This window comes from Vescimonas fastidiosa (assembly GCF_018326305.1).
GTDB classification, from domain to species: domain Bacteria; phylum Bacillota; class Clostridia; order Oscillospirales; family Oscillospiraceae; genus Vescimonas; species Vescimonas fastidiosa.
In genome coordinates this window covers 16,355-31,279 of the sequence record NZ_AP023416.1, presented here as the reverse complement: position 1 = coordinate 31,279, position 14,925 = coordinate 16,355, and the positions used below count along the sequence as shown (strand labels likewise).

Sequence of the window (14,925 nt, the reverse complement as noted above, 5' to 3'; positions counted from 1 at the left end):
TTTGCATCCTCTCCGCTCCGTTTTTACTATTTATGTTTTACATCACCTGTGCCATGAAGCTACCTATGGTCTGTGCAACCTCATCTTGTTTCTGTCGTGCGGCGTGGGTGTAGGTGCGTAAGGTGAAGCCTGCGTCATAGTGGCCCAACATACTGCTGACGGTTTTCACATCTACGCCGTTTTGCAGAGCCAGCGTAGCAAAGAGGTGTGTCTGAGGTCGTGGAAGCGTATGTGCGGCAGCCCGGCATCCTTCAGATCTCCCGTGATGGGTGAGGGGAACATGTAAGGGTTATCGGGGTGTTTCTTATGCTTGGCGACCAGCAGGTCAACGGCTTCCTGCGGGATGGATACATTGCGAACCGATGTCTCTGTTTGGGGCGGGAGAGGGTCAGCGCGCCCTTGCGCAGTCCACTGACCAGTTCCAGATAGAACATGGGCAGCAGACCCCGTTTCTCTGCGGTGTCAAGGTAAGTTTTGATGTGTTCCGGCTGGAGGATCTGCATCTCGAATTTCTGTACTTTCGGCGCGATGCAGTCCTCAGTGGGGTTGCGGAGGATCAAGCGCTCTTTCACGGCACGGTTCAGCGCGTTGTGCAGCATCAGGTGCAGGCTGCGGACGGTGGTGCTGAGACCCGGATTGCCGTGGCCTCTTTTGCGGTTGGTGCGGCCACTTTCCATCAGCTTCGTGAGCTTGATGCTGCCGATGCGGGGAATGGCGTACTGCTCGATCATTAGGCGGTAGCGGTCCGCCGTGGCCACCCGCACATTGGGCTTGGCGTAGATGTCGTACCAGCTCCGCAGCCAGGTGGCGACGGTATACTCGTCGGCGCGGCTGACATCGACGCCCTTGGTGGCCTCTATGGCGGCGGCCCCGGTTTTTTGTGTTGAAATATAGAAAATTCTGTGGTACAATGCAAATGAACTATATAACGGGACAGCGTGAGCCGGGTTTATCCCGGCGGCGGAATGGGGTGAAAATCCCCGCGAGACGGTCACTGTGATGCCGGTTTATTCGGCTAAGTCAGGAACGCAATACGCTGCTCCCGGGCCGCTGCCAGTACCGGGGCCGAAGCTGTCGTATAGAATTTGCTTCACCCGGCTGCTTTTTGGCAGCCGGGTGATTTTTTGCTGCCAGGCACCATGGTGCCTCATGCTTTCCAGGGAAAGCATGATAAAGATTCAAGCCGCTGGGGCGGGGGAGGACGGCAGACCTTTCCCGTCCCGCTTTCCAGAAAAATTTTGTGCTATTTGTCGTTCCTTTCATGTTCCCGAGACCCGGGCCGTGCTGTAGAGGACGCGGCCCGGGGGACGGGAAACAGGGGGCGTGGGATATGGGATATTACGGATTGCCACGGGCGCGGTGCGCCCTCGCAATGACAATTCTCAAGAGGTCTGGCGTGGGCGGACAGGGTCGTCCGCCCCTACCGACGCGTTCAGGAAATGCGTAGTAGGGGAGGGGCTCTGCCCCTCCCGCGGGCGGGGTAGAACCCCGCCCCTACGGAGGACAGAAAAAATTGTGTGTGATTGCTTCGGCATTTACATAAATAAAAAGAATGAAAGGAAAAAGAAATGAAAAAAAGAATCATTTCTCTGCTGCTGGCGCTTATCATGGCGCTGTCGCTGCTTCCCGTGAGCGTGCTGGCGGCAGACGACCACACAGGTCAGGTCCATGTGACGGTGGAAAACACCACCTGGGCCAAGACCGACGGCGCGCCCTGGGAGGGGACGCTGGTGGACGAATGGGTCACCCTCAAGGCTGACTCCACCATGATGAGCTGCATCGTGGACGCGCTGACGGCCAAGGGCTATTCCCAGACCGGCGCGGACACCGGCTACATCAGCAACATCAACGGCATCGAGGAGAAGGCCGCCGCCAAGGGCTCCGGCTGGATGGGTACCCTCAACGACTGGTTCACCAGCGAGGGCTTCGCCAACTACACCGTGGCCAATGGCAAGCTGAAGGCCGGGGACGAGATCGCTGTGCAGCACACCTGCAATCTGGGCGCGGACATCGGCGGCTCCTTCGACACCAGCGACAAGAGCCTCAAGGCCATCGCCCTCAGCGCCGGTGAGCTGACCCCGGCGTTTTCCAGCGACAATCATGCCTATACCATGATTCTGCCCGACGGGACGGACAGCCTGACGGTGACGCCCACCGCCAGCAACAAGCAGAATCGCGTCCGCATCTATGTGGGCGGCACGGAGTATGGCCGCAAGGATGCCATTCCCGTCCAGGTGGGCACCGTCATCACCCTGAAGGTGGGCAATGACGGCGATGCCGCCCCGGAGGCCTACACCATCGCCCTCCAGGCGGCGGGCACCCTCCTCTCCGGCGACAATGTATCCCTCACCTCCATCCATCAGGACAGCTCCCCCGGTACCGAAGTGGCCCTGACCTTTGACGAGAAAACCGCCGCCTTCACCGGCAAGCTGGCAAACTATACCCATCTCAAGCAGTATAACGACGGCGGCTTCACCGTGACTCTCTCCAACCTGCCCGCAGGGGCCACCGCCCAGCTCAAGAGCAGCGACGGCAAGGTTCTGGCGAACTTTGAAAACGGCGTGGCTTCCACCCCGGCGAATCAGTTTACCGGCAGCGGCTCGGCCTATTTCTACATCGCCGTCACCGCCCAGGGCCGCACGGAGAATTATAAGCTGACCCTGAATAAAACCTGCGACTATTTTTGGTATAAGTTTAGCTTCCCTCTTGCACAGTACGATACCAGCAATATTTACTATGGCTATCCCGAGGGAACGATTTTCCAGGCGGATGAAAACGGCAACCGCACGGGAAAGACCGGCTATGACAAAGAGTGCTGGAACTACATTATCTATGTCTCCCCGAATATAAAGGAATTTGGTATCACAAAGATTATAGACCTTAACCCTGGCTCCAGACAGTATGGCGGGCATATGTCTGTAAATGGGAGAAAAGTTGTCCCCCCCCCAGAGATTTATGACCCAGGTGATACAGAGATTTATAGCGAATCCTATCAGTTTGGACAGAGATAAAACGGTCATTGACATCGTTGCTACTGGCAAGCCGAACACGCCAAACCAGAATGTCGAGCTTCACACCACCATTACGGTAGTCGTGGTGAAAACGACGCCCGAAGAGCTGACGGCTTTTGTTGACGCGCTGCCCGATACCTCCAGCCTGGTATATTCGGAGCACTACACGGTCGTGCAGAGCTACTACCGGGCTTACCAGGGCTACACCGACCAGGAGAAAGCCCGGCTCTCTGCGGAAACTGTGAAGAAATTGCTGGATTCCGTGGCCCGGATGGAGGAGCTGAAAAAGCGCCACGAGAACGGCATACAGGCTTGGCTCGACCTGGTGAATACCTACGCCGGGAAAATCACCGATAAAAACTATTCTACATATTATGACGCGGTGAAAGATTCTGAGGTAGAGTATTTGCGGCTTACCAATGCCCAGCGGAAAGAAATCGAGGACAAGAAGGAAAAGACCGTTTTTGACAACGCTGTTGAACTGGTTACAAAGCAGTCTATTTTGGACGGCAGCTCCATCGGCAAGCCCACCATTTACCCGGATGACTTTATGATGACAGCCAACCACTTCAACCTGGACCTGGGCCACGAGGATACCTATTACCCCGCCGTATTCCGGGAGATTTGGACGAATCGCCCAACCTCTTTGTATCCGGCTTACTCAACCGAAAAGGGTCTGCCCTATACGCTGCCCGGCATACTGAAGTTCGACATCAAGGACGACAGTATCTTCGAGATCAAGGAAGTGGAAGGTGTCTATGAGGATAAGGGATTGAGTGGATTTGGCACCGTACCCGCTATGAAGTATTACCTGGTGCCTAAGAAGGCGGGCACCACCACCTTCACCGTCACCTTTACGGATAAGGCGGGCAAATTCTATGGCCAGATTCCGGAAATTCCCGTCCATGTCAATAGCCCCGAGGAGACGGCTATCCAGGATTTGAATAAGAACCTGACAAACTTCACTTCTCTGAGCAACACCAGCAAATACGACAACTGGACCTATGACTACGGCACCCAGGGCGCGCCCTTTACCTTCAAGGTGAACGGCAAGAATCCCAAGGTCAGCGTCTATAATTACCTCCAGTACAACAAAGACGGCACCCCCGTCAAGACCGACTACACCCCCGACGAAAGCGGCAATGTGACCATCCTCCTCAAGGACGGCTACAATGGCATCGAGGTCACCGCCGACTACCAGGGCCACACTGTCACCCAGGTATACTCCCTCAAGGGTAAGGTCACCCGCTATGTCTTTGAAAATAATTCCCGGCCCGGTGAGCCCCTGCGCACCGGCGATACGGCGGGCGTTTGGATCATTGGCAAACCCATCCCCATTCATAAAATCCTCCGCATTTACAATATGGGCGGGAAGGTCACTTTCCAAACGGATATGTACTTGCAGAGCCAGGCTTATGCTGACGACAGCATAATTGTGGAATGGAAGGACATGCAGTGGATGAAAGTGTCCGACTATACCAGGGTCAAGGCTGTGCTGACTGAATCCGGGGAAGTAAGACTGACAAACGGCATTACGCAGTTCCGAGGTTACGGCTCTGCCCCCGGCAGCGAGGGCGATCAGGGCAACACCGGCGGTATTGCAAGCTCCACCAGCTTTGGCTACGGAAGATTCGGCGATGTTGTGCTCCAGGTAGCGGAAAATCCCAATTACAAGCTGGAGCCTAAGTATGAAACCGTGGCCGAGAACGGCGGCCAGGTCAAGGCCGGGGATAAGCTCACCATTTCCGTGCCCTCTCTGCCTATTGAGCAGTTGAACAAAGAGCTGTATTTGATGTATGTGATAACGAAATATGCCACTACCATTCCCGGCCTGTCCGGAATTTTCTCCAAGTGGTCCCGGGGAACGGACTCCTGGGAGGGCGAGGGCACTACCCCCGTAGGCCCCGAGGTGGCCCTCAAGAGCATCACCTTCACCGTGCCCAAAACGACACCGGCAGGTACCTATAAGGTGTACGGCGGGTATCTGGATGCCACCTATCGGTACGGCGAAAAGGACTACCTGGATAAATATGGATTCTTCTATGAGCGGGAGATCAGCGACCTGACTATCACCGTTTTGAAGGGCGACATCGAGACCGTGGAGGACCTTATTGACGCCATCGGCACCGATGTCACCCTGGACAGCGAGGCCGCCATCACCGCCGCCAAGTCCGCCTACGATGCCCTTTCCGACGAGGACAAGGCCCTGGTGGACGCTGACAAGGTGGACGCTCTGAACGCCGCGATTATCAAGCTCAACCGGCTCAAGCACGCGGACCTCATGGCAAACCTGGACACCATCTATAAGACCACCGGCGACTTCATGAGCAAGCTCGGCACACCCACCGTGAACTCCATCGGCGGCGAGTGGATGGTCATCGGCCTGGCCCGCAGCGGCCGCACCGTGCCCGCCGGGTACTATGACAATGTGGTCGACTATGTCAAGGCCAAGGCTGACAAGAACGAGCGTCTGCACCCGGCCAAAGTCACCGACAACGCCCGGGTGATCCTGGCCCTGACCTCTATCGGCAAGGATGTCACCAATGTGGGCGGCCACAACCTGCTGAAGGGGCTGGACAGCATGGACTATATCCAGACCCAGGGCATCAACGGCCCCATCTGGGCGCTCATCGCTCTGGACAGCCACAACTATCCGACCTCCGGTGATGTGACCCGGGAGAAGCTGATTCAGGTGATCCTGGATGCCCAGCTCACCGACGGTGGTTGGGATCTCAGCGCTGAGAACGCCGACACCGATATGACCGCTATGGCCATCCAGGCCCTGGCACCTTACTACAAGACCAACGAGACCGTGAAGGCTGCTGTGGATAAGGCTCTGGAGGCCCTTTCCGCCCTGCAGCGTAATGACGGCGGCTTTGGCAGCTGGGGCACCATCAATAGCGAGTCCTGCGCCCAGGTCATCGTGGCCCTTACAGCCCTGGGCATCGACCCCACCGCGGACAGCCGCTTCGTGAAGAACGGCAACACCGTACTGGACGCTCTGGCCGGGTTCTATGTCACCGGCGGCGGCTTCCGGCACACCGCTGGCGGCGAGCGGAACGGCATGGCCACCGAGCAGGGCTACTACGCCCTGGCGGCCTACTACCGCTTCGCAAACGCCCAGACCCGGCTCTATGACATGACCGATGTGACCGTTCAGACCGGCGGCAGCAATACCCCCGCTACCGGCGATACCGGCGTGCTGGTTTGGGTCATCGCCCTGCCCGTGACGGCCTTGGCCGCAGCCTTCGTCCTCAAGCGCAAAAAGCGGGAGGAGTAAGGCAAAAGTGAAAACCTCCGCAGTATAATGAAAAAAGCTCTGGGACTCCTTGTTATGCAGGGAGCCCCAGGGCTTTTTTGCACATGCAGTTGTAAAAAATAATGTGTTGGAGGGGAAGAATATTTTGAGCAAGTACAGGAGAGAGGAGCATTTCTCCTCTCGACGGGAGACAGAATATCTGGTATACTGGGAAAGAGCACTTGGCTGAGATCGTATGTGACGGGAGGAGAAATACCATGCTGATGAATTCCAATGAATATCTGCATATCGTCGAGGCGGTCAAGCAGGAGATCCGCACAGCGCAGTATCGCGCGGCGGTCAGCGTCAATCGGGAATTGTTGGTGCTGTATCACTCCATCGGCGATGTCATCAACGCCCACAAGACCTGGGGCAGCAAATTCGTGGAAAACCTTGCCGCCGACATCAAGCTTTCCTTTCCGGACGCCACCGGCTACTCCGTGAGAAACTTGAAATATATGGCGAAATTTGCAGCGGCGTATCCTAACGACGAATTTGTGCAACAGCCTGTTGCACAAATTCCGTGGGGACACAATGTTGTGCTGCTGGACAAGCTTTCCAGTCCCGAGGAACGCCTGTGGTATGCAGAGAGAAGTGCCGAGAACGGCTGGTCGCGCAATGTGCTGGTTCATCAGATTGAAAGCGGCCTGTATCAGCGGCAGGTGCTGGCAGAGAAGGTATCCAACTTTGGAAACCGCTTGCCCTCTCCGCAGAGTGAGCTTGCTACGCAGACCATGAAAGATCCCTACATATTTGACTTCATCCCGTTCAAAGCGGACATGGTGGAGCGTGACATTGAACAGGCGCTGGTCAAGGATGTGACGAAGCTCCTGCTGGAGTTGGGGACGGGCTTTGCCTTCCTTGGCAATCAGTACCACTTAAATGTGGGCGGCGATGATTTTTACATCGATCTGCTGTTTTACAACCTCAATCTTCGCTCCTATGTAGTAATTGAGCTGAAAACCGGCGAGTTCAAGCCGGAATACGCAGGACAGCTGAACTTCTACCTCTCGGCGGTGGACGGCATCCTAAAGAAAGAGCAGGACAATCCCTCTATTGGTCTGCTGCTTTGCAAGAGCAAGAATGACCTCGTAGCAGAGTATTCGCTCAAGGACATGAGCAAACCCATCGGCGTCAGCGCCTACCAGATTACCAGCAGCCTGCCGGAGGAACTGGAGAGGCAGTTGCCGTCTGTGGAGGATATTCAAAAGCGGATCAAGGGTGAGAAAGAGTGATGCTATGAGCCGGGATATATTCCGCGGGAATCACTTGTGGCAGCATTTGTGCTGAAGCACTTCATGCTGGCTGATGAAGATGCGTGGAAGCTGTTTTCAAAATATCTGGAAGAGGAGGATGCTTGAATATGTCACCCGAGCGCAAGAAAATTGATGAGCTGGCCGAGCGGGCGGGAGGGTATTTTTCGCTGCCCTCCGAAGACAGCATGGCTTATACGGAGCTGCTATTTGATATTTGCCAGCAATTTGGCATCCGCTATTATACGGCGACCAAGAAAGAGCGCTATTTTGTGGAGGAAGTGACCCGTGTCACTTGGGCAAAGCAACAGGAGGAAAAATCCGGAATCCCTCAAAATATCCGGCCCGCATTTTCCGCTTGACCCACATTTTGACCCATACGGAAAACGACTGCGAAAATAAAAAGCCGTCGGGCGGGAGAGCTTTTCTCCGCCCGGTGGCTCTATACTTTTAGCAAGGTGCCCTTTTATTGTCTACAGCAGCGCAAAATGGAACGATTTTCGCCCCGCCAAAAGTTGACCCACACCGTGACCCACACGGGGAAATGCGCGGAAAGGGCAAAAGATGAGCGGACGGAAAAGCCGTTATTCTGAAAGGCCTTTTCTTTGTTTCGCCGCGTTCTTGTATTTTGCGGCAGGATATGCTACAGTACCTGCCGTTGATTCTTTCTGCCTCTTACGAGGCTGTGCGAGGTATTTATGAAGCTGTTACGATGGTGTAAGGCCAACGCCATGCCGGTGATTGCGGTGCTGGCCGCGGCGGTGACGGCGGTGTTCGTGCCGCCTGACGCGGCCTATCTTGGCTACTACGATGTGAAAACGCTATCCTGCCTGCTGTGCGTGCTGGCAGTGGTGGGTGCGCTGCGCCGCGTGGGACTGTTTCCGCTGCTGGCGCAGAGGCTGGTGCAGGTGTTCCACACCACCCGCGGCGCGGTGACGGCGCTGGTAGGTATCACGCTGGTGGGCTCCATGTTGCTGACCAACGACACAGCACTGCTGACGTTCCTGCCCCTCAACTGGTTTGTGCTGGAGCGCACCGGCCAGACGAAATGGACGGCGCTGACATTCATTCTGCAGAACTGCGCCGCCAACCTGGGCGGTATGCTGACGCCCTTCGGCAATCCCCAGAACCTGTATCTGTTCAACCACTACAACATCCCTAACGGGGAATTCCTGTCCATTATGCTGCCGCCGTTCCTGCTGTCCACGGCGCTGATCCTGCTGTGCTGTCTGTTTCTGCCCCGTGAAGGGCTGACTGCCCTCCGGCAGGAGACACTGCCGGACAAGCGTCGTACTGCGGTATACGGCGTACTGTTCTGCGTGGCGGTGGCTATGGTGCTGCGGGGAATCCCCTACTGGCTGGGACTGCTCGTTATCGTGATGGCTCTGCTGGTGCTGGATCGCCGTGCGCTGCTGGGCGTGGACTGGGGACTGCTGGTGACGTTTGCGGCGTTTTTCACCTTTTCGGGCAACATGGCGCGGATTGAGCCGGTGCGTGAGCTGTTCCGGAAGCTGCTCACCCACGGGGCCATGCCGGTGGCGGCACTGACCAGTCAGGTCATCAGCAACGTACCGGCAGCCATCCTGCTGAGCCGGTTCACCGACGACTATCGAGGACTGCTGGTGGGCGTGAATATCGGCGGCGCGGGGGACGCTGGTGGCGTCACTGGCCAGCCTGATCACTTTCCGGGAATACACAAAGCACGTCAAGGGGCAGACGGGGCGGTTCATGGTGCTGTTCTCCGCCATCAGCTTCGGTTTTCTAGGCGTCCTGTTGGTAGCCATGACACTCTGGATGCGGTGAAATGAGTAAATTAGAGCTCCTGCCCCATGGGCAGGAGCTATAGTTTGTTATTGTGGTGCAGTTTGATCAGCTCACATCACCTGTGCCATGAAGCTGCCCATAGTCTGTGCGGCCTCGTCCTGCTTTTGACGGGTGGCGTGGGTGTAGGTGCGGAGAGTGAACCCCGCATCGTAGTGCCCCAGCATACTGCTCTGACCGATGTCTCCGTTTTGGGGCGCGAGAGTGTCAACTCCCCATTGGGGTTCTTGACGTACTGCTTGCTGACGGGGCTAAAGCGTTCTAATTTCGGCTTTTTATTTCGTTAGAATGTGTTTAATTATAGTGGCATTACACAGAGCAGCCTATATTTTTTCTGTTGAAATATTGTGCATTGCGTAGTATAATAAAAAAAACAAATAACGGGGCAGCGTGAGCCGGGTTTATCCCGGCGGCGGAATGGGGTGAGAGGCCCCGCGAGACGGTCACTGTGATGCCGATTTATTCGGCTAAGCCAGATACGCAATACGCTGCTCCCGGGCCGCTGCCAGTACCGGGGCCAAAGCTGTTATACGAACGCTTCACCCGGCTGCTTTTGGCGGCTGGGTGATTTTTTGTCGAGGCAGTACTGCCTCATGCTTTCTATAGAAAGCATGATAGCCATTTCAAGCCGCCGGGGCGGGGGAGGACGGCAGACCCCTCCGCCCCGCTTTCCAGAAGACATAAAAAGCCTCCCTGCGTAGGGGCCGATGCCCACATCGGCCCGCTAAAGCGCACCCCATGTAAAAAATATGTCATTGCGAGGGCGCACCGCGCCCGTGGGGAGCAAACCGAGCGCTGCCAGTGGCAGAAGAAGCGAGGTGAGCGAGTGGCCGCGGTCAAAATTTCAAGTGTCCGCCGTGAGGCAGCGCAGAAATTTTGGGCACCGCAACAGGGACATCCGCGTCCCCTGTCCCCCCCTTTAGGCAAGGGAGGCTAATATTTCCTCGTGTGCAAGCGCCCCCGGGCGTTCACAAATATAGTAAACAAATGAAAGGAAAAAGAGATGAAAAAAAGAATCATTTCTCTGCTGCTGGCGCTGGTGCTGGCGGTTTCGCTGCTGCCTGTGAGCGCGGTGGCGGAGGCTCCGGCTTCTCTCGGTGCGGCACAGGAAGTGCCGGCTGATAAGCAGCTTTCACAGCTTGTTTTCCGCAACGGCATGATGGCCACAGCGGCAGAGTTTCCCTTGGAGCCGCAGTTTGAGCCGGGGAGAAAAGCCTACACAGTTGTCGTGCCTGATACCGTGAACGGACTGAACGGGTTTGCTGCGTGGGCCACCTTGGCGGATGGCGCAAGCGGGAAAATCACCGCGAACTATACTCCTGTCGGTGTGAGTAATGCCATGAAAATAACATTGACTTCCGGTAAGGCCAACGGCCAGCCCCTGGGCAGACTGTTCGCCGCCAACGACTTTGTTGGCAACACCCTGCAAATCAATGTGGGCGATGTGACCGCGTATGAGATAACCGTTGTGCGCTGCGCTACGCTGAAGAGCCTGGCGGTAACGGACCAAAACTCCAATGCCCTGGAGCTGACTCCGGCTTTTAAGAGCGGTACTTACGACTATTCCTTGCACATGGACAAGGACGCCACGCTGCAAATCACGCCCGCAGCGTCCGTTCCCCAATCCGCCCAGGTCACGGTCAACGGCACGAAGTGGGAAAACGGCGATACCTCTGTTAAGCCGGAGTGGAACGCGCAGAAAACAGCCAGCGTTGTGGTGGAGGTCAGCGGGGGAGCGGCTCAAAGCACAAAATATACGCTGACCCTGACGCAGGAGCCGGAGGTCGAGCGCATAGAGATCGTGACGCTCCCGGTAAAGACCGCATATAATTCCGGGGATATGTTTGACGCCACCGGCATGACGGTCAAGGCATATTTTACCGACAGTTCCGAAAAGATCATCGGGAGTGATGCGCTGACATGCAGCCCCACCGGGCCTCTCACCTCGGTCATCAAGGAGATCGAGGTTGCCTACAAGGGAGCTAAAACAACGCAGAAGATCACTGTTTCCTGCGGCCTGAGCGGCACGGGAACAAGCGAAGACCCGTATCTCCTGCAATCCGAAGAGGACTTTGCGCGCCTGCGTCGGGAAGTCAGCTACGGCAACTCGTTTAAGGGAAGCTATTTCAAAATTACGCAGGATGTGATTTTCTCGGCAGATTGGGAACCTATCGGCTGTCTGAAAGACGGGGTATCCTCTGCAGAGAACGGCATCAATATGCTTCCGTTTTCCGGGAACATTGACGGCGGCGGCAAGATCCTCACCTTTGCTGCTGGGTCAAAGCCTTTATTTAACTATGTCCGGGAGGCCAGCGTCAGTAGCTTCAAAATCTATGCGCCCTATATGGATGGGTATGCGCTGGTAGACCAGTATACCGTTGACTACGGCGAGGATGGCAGATATTCCGATGGTACCGGCGGAAGCTACGCACCGGGTGCGCCCGACACCATCAATATCAGCCGCGTGACGCTCCTGTCCGGTTCCATTATCAAAAACGGCGGCTTCATCGGCGGCTTTGCCTCCGGCGGAAATACGGTCAATATGACCGACTGCGTAGTGGAGAAAGGCGTCAAGATCGGATGTAACGCAGACGGCACCTCCGCTGAGGGAAGCCATGTAGGCTCCTTTGCCGGAATGGTCAGCGGCACCTTCAAAGACTGTGTCAGCTACGCCGAGGTCTACGGCGTCAACCGTGTGGGCGGTATCATTGGGTACAAGGGCCAGAGTATGGGCTTTTTCAATGTGCTCGACTGCGCCTTTTACGGGAAAGTGGTTGCCTCTGGCGATTATGTAGGCGGCATTGTTGGCTCCGGCTATTCAGCGCCGTCTGCCCCCAACACTATGTGCGTAGTTATTAAAAATTGCAAGAGCGGCGGCACCGTCACGGGGAAGGACTATGTAGGCGGTATCCTCGGCAATGAGAGCGCGGTCCAGTGCTGGGACAACGGCATTGGCGAGATCTTCAAAAATTCCTTTGACGGTAAGCTCACCGCTTCGGGAGACCATGTGGGCGGTATCATTGGTAACATGACATCCCTGAACAAGTATACCATCGTGGAGGGGAACTATTATTCCGCTCAGTGCAGCGCGGTGCGCGGCATTGGCTCTGTGCAGTATGTGGACACCAACTGTGCGTCCCATGAAACAGCCAGCGGCGCCATCTACTTCGATACCTCCAAGGCTCTGCCCGGCATTACGGGCGTGGAGTTTAAGAACCACAACCGCACCGACGATCCTCTGGGCAAGGACGCTGTGAAGCTCTGCCGCAGCACCAACGAGAGCCTCCTGCCCGATGATAACAGCGCAGGTACCCCCGGCAATACCCCCGCCACCGGCGACACCGGCGTGCTGGTTTGGGTCATCGCCCTGCCCGTGACGGCCTTGGCCGCTGCCTTCGTCCTGAAGCGCAAGGAGCGGGAGGCGTAAGCCAAAAAGAAAAAACCTAAGCGGCAAAATAAAACAGCACCCCCGGGGCCTCTTGCATGACAAGAGGCCCCGGGGGTTTTTCTTTGCCTATTTTTCCTCTATGTGTGAGGGCATGAAGCGAGGTGGCCGCCTATCCTCACCCTTGCGGAAAAATACGCTTTGCCTATAGGGCGAATAGCACCTGTTACACGGTAATTATCTTCAGCCACTCAATATATTCCAGGGCCAATTCCGACAGCACTCGAGAGGGGTTACAGATATACCCGATCTCGATTTGCCCCAGATCCGTGATGGGCACACTGACCAAGGAGCGGCGGCGGTCCTCCTGCGTCAGATAGCCGGAGCCGGTCACATAGGCATCGCCCAGTGCCAGCAGTGAATACGCCATCGCCCGGTCGGACACCGAGATGATCTGCTGCTGGGGGTTCCACTGGCGTCTGCTCGTCGTGAATCGGGCCGAGGACGGGTGACACTCCTCATAAGAAATAAACGGGTACTGCTGGATGTCCGCCAGTGTAACGCTTTTACGCTCGGCTAAGGGATGCGTATTTTAATGTAAAGCTATACAAAGCACTAATGCCAATTTTGCTGTTGGATTAAATTGTCCAGTTTCAATAGAACTAACTGTATTCCGAGAAACCCCGACTAGTTCAGCTAATTCTGTTTGTGATAATTTTTTTCTTTTCGTACAGTTTTTAATCTGTTTCGCAAAATTAAATGTTCGTCCATTCTATAAACCTACCATTAAAAATTTATAAAAGTAATACCCCATAAATAGAAAAAAGAATAAAGCAATAACAAATTTGGATTTATTTTTTGAAATATGTGCTTCATAACCCATAGAGCCAAATGCCACAGACCCAATAATTGTCATTATGTCATAGTAAGGTTCTTTACAAACTGCTTTAATGAAAAGAATTAAAATGCAGATAAATAAAACAAACATTAAGCCAAAAGATTTCCCTTGAAGTTTAATATGTTTTTCGTATTCATCAAGATATAGATTCTCTTTTTTGTTTTGTGATAGTATTTTTTCTTTATCCATTATATAACGCTCCCTTCAAATAATACCAAGTACACTTGTCATTTATATTATAGCATTCGGTCATTACAAGTCAATATTTTTGCACAGTTTTCTTGTCGTTTTGTAAAAGCGTGCAAATCTGATAGGAAATGCACGCTATATCATTTATCCTACAATCTTCCAGTTACTATCCTTATGTAGCACAAGCTCATACTGCGATACCTGCGTCGCTTTTGTCTGATTATCAATGAATTTTACCGCAACCTTGACTTTCACATTGTCGCCGTCCTTTATAAAGATAGGGTTTACCAGTTCAGAATAAAGGTAGTCCCTGCCGATAGGTTCAATCACATTTCCCAATACATAGTAAGCAAGCTCTTTTTCCGTCGCTGTTGGGTACAGCTTAAAGAATGTTTCCAGAAAAGCGGTAGCGTCATTTACCGTATCAGCGTCCACGCTTGCGTCTGCTTCTGGTGTCTTAGGCTCATAGTCTGATTTTTCAACTGCTGGTGCAAGGGTAGGGTTTTGAACGATTACCATATCCCCGTCTGCGTCCACATAGACTTTTACAGTATAGGTTGCTTTCACATTGCTTGTCTGTTCTCCCTCTTTTATCTGCTGATCTACTTCGTAGGTAGCAGAAAAAGTGTCCGCTCCCGATTGCTCGATATGCCATACAATCACATCTGTAACCGTGGAGCTGGTCGGTATATCGGTTCTAATGGTGTCTACATTTAAGTCCTGCAATTCCTTTGTCAGATAACCGCTGATTGCCTGCGTCCTTGCTTCGATAGCTTCTTTGCTGTTATCCCATGTGTAATAGGACTTCGCAAAGTTTTTCACGAAATTTTCTATCCCGTTGGTGTCCTGCAAGCAAAGTTCAATGATTTCTTTTTCATGGGTGGTGTGCTGGTCGATAGCCGTAAAATTCTTATACACCCCAAAGCTCACGCTTGCGACAAGCACCACCCACAACGCAATCACGGTTTTCTTATGTGTGCCTACCTTGACAGTACGCACCTTTTTTTCTTTTGGTTCTTTGATAGTTTCTGTCTGTTTCTTATTCTTCTTAAACATATTTTTCAAGTCCT

General features: G+C 54.3%; 8 protein-coding genes and 4 pseudogenes. 6 read left to right on the top strand and 6 right to left on the bottom strand.

Translation table 11 applies throughout. The annotated features are described in order from the left end of the window. Positions 1-37: 37 nt before the first annotated feature. A pseudogene (locus KI236_RS07290) lies at positions 38-866 on the bottom strand (tyrosine-type recombinase/integrase); the annotation flags it as partial. 702 nt (positions 867-1,568) lie between these two features. Between KI236_RS07290 and KI236_RS07285 the strand changes: the two are divergent. The 5 genes from KI236_RS07285 to KI236_RS07265 all read left to right on the top strand — a co-directional run bounded on the left by KI236_RS07285 (position 1,569) and on the right by KI236_RS07265 (position 9,370). After that, positions 1,569-3,011, top strand: a complete 1,443-nt coding sequence (locus KI236_RS07285) for a cadherin-like beta sandwich domain-containing protein (RefSeq protein ID WP_212820717.1) — start codon at positions 1,569-1,571, stop codon at positions 3,009-3,011. Continuing rightward, positions 2,998-6,291, top strand: coding sequence for a prenyltransferase/squalene oxidase repeat-containing protein (locus KI236_RS07280; protein ID WP_212820715.1), 3,294 nt, complete (start codon positions 2,998-3,000; stop codon positions 6,289-6,291). The genes KI236_RS07285 and KI236_RS07280 overlap by 14 nt, the downstream gene beginning before the upstream one ends. 242 nt (positions 6,292-6,533) lie before the next feature. Then, complete coding sequence (locus KI236_RS07275) at positions 6,534-7,544, top strand: PDDEXK nuclease domain-containing protein (protein ID WP_212821958.1); 1,011 nt, start codon at positions 6,534-6,536, stop codon at positions 7,542-7,544. 128 nt (positions 7,545-7,672) lie between these two features. Then, the gene (locus KI236_RS07270; protein WP_212820713.1) at positions 7,673-7,924 is read left to right on the top strand and encodes a hypothetical protein; all 252 of its coding nucleotides are present in this window, start codon (positions 7,673-7,675) and stop codon (positions 7,922-7,924) included. Between the two features lie 336 nt (positions 7,925-8,260). Continuing rightward, positions 8,261-9,370, top strand: a complete 1,110-nt coding sequence (locus tag KI236_RS07265; RefSeq protein WP_228738119.1) for an SLC13 family permease — start codon at positions 8,261-8,263, stop codon at positions 9,368-9,370. 66 nt (positions 9,371-9,436) lie between these two features. Here the strand turns inward: KI236_RS07265 and KI236_RS12395 are convergent. Then, positions 9,437-9,589: pseudogene (locus tag KI236_RS12395) on the bottom strand (tyrosine-type recombinase/integrase); the annotation flags it as partial. A gap of 797 nt (positions 9,590-10,386) precedes the next feature. On the opposite strand from KI236_RS12395, the gene KI236_RS07255 reads away from it, so the two are divergent. After that, complete coding sequence (locus tag KI236_RS07255) at positions 10,387-12,810, top strand: cadherin-like beta sandwich domain-containing protein (protein ID WP_212820711.1); 2,424 nt, start codon at positions 10,387-10,389, stop codon at positions 12,808-12,810. Between the two features lie 184 nt (positions 12,811-12,994). Here the strand turns inward: KI236_RS07255 and KI236_RS07250 are convergent. From KI236_RS07250 to KI236_RS07235, 4 genes and pseudogenes are all read right to left on the bottom strand, one after another. Further along, positions 12,995-13,345, bottom strand: a pseudogene (locus tag KI236_RS07250) (LysR family transcriptional regulator substrate-binding protein); the annotation flags it as partial. 15 nt (positions 13,346-13,360) lie between these two features. Continuing rightward, positions 13,361-13,539: pseudogene (locus KI236_RS07245) on the bottom strand (helix-turn-helix transcriptional regulator). Position 13,540: 1 nt separating this feature from the next. Beyond that, positions 13,541-13,855, bottom strand: coding sequence for a DUF6442 family protein (locus tag KI236_RS07240; protein ID WP_003061887.1), 315 nt, complete (start codon positions 13,853-13,855; stop codon positions 13,541-13,543). A 144-nt stretch (positions 13,856-13,999) separates the two neighbouring features. Further along, complete coding sequence (locus KI236_RS07235; RefSeq protein ID WP_003062215.1) at positions 14,000-14,911, bottom strand: conjugal transfer protein; 912 nt, start codon at positions 14,909-14,911, stop codon at positions 14,000-14,002. Positions 14,912-14,925: the final 14 nt, after the last annotated feature.